The sequence below is a fragment of the Photobacterium sanguinicancri genome (genome assembly GCF_002265265.1).
Classification (GTDB): domain Bacteria; phylum Pseudomonadota; class Gammaproteobacteria; order Enterobacterales; family Vibrionaceae; genus Photobacterium; species Photobacterium sanguinicancri.
Window position 1 is genome coordinate 1 of sequence record NZ_NOIF01000451.1, and the last position, 464, is coordinate 464.

At 60.6% G+C, this 464-nt stretch carries 1 protein-coding gene; it reads right to left on the bottom strand.

What is annotated here, in order from left to right; genetic code table 11:
• Positions 1 to 66 precede the first annotated feature (66 nt).
• Positions 67 to 464, bottom strand: a 398-nt coding sequence (locus ASV53_RS26555; protein WP_500690245.1) for an ATP synthase beta subunit C-terminal domain-containing protein, incomplete at its 5' end; no start/stop codon positions are given.

Here is a 464-nt window from a genome sequence, read left to right on the forward strand (position 1 = left end):
CCCCCTTCCACACCTCACGATCGGCGCTGACGACTTTGACTTGAAGCGGCGGGTGGTCCATAGGACTCAGCCCTCCTTCTTCATCTTGTCCCAGTTCTCCATCACCATGTCCATGCTGCCAACGTTGAAGAAGGCCTGCTCGGCGACGTGGTCGAAGTCACCGCGCGTGATCGCATCGAACGACTCGATGGTCTCCTTGAGCGGAACGGTCGAACCCTCGACACCCGTGAACTTCTTGGCCATGTAGGTGTTCTGCGAGAGGAACTGCTGGATACGACGGGCACGGGCCACGACGATCTTGTCTTCCTCGGAGAGCTCGTCGACACCGAGGATCGCGATGATCTCCTGCAGCTCCTTGTTCTTCTGCAGGATCTGCTTGACCGTGGTCGCCACGCGGTAGTGGTCCTCGCCCAAGTAGCGGGGGTCCATGATGCGCGACGTCGAGGTCAGCGGGTCGATGGCCG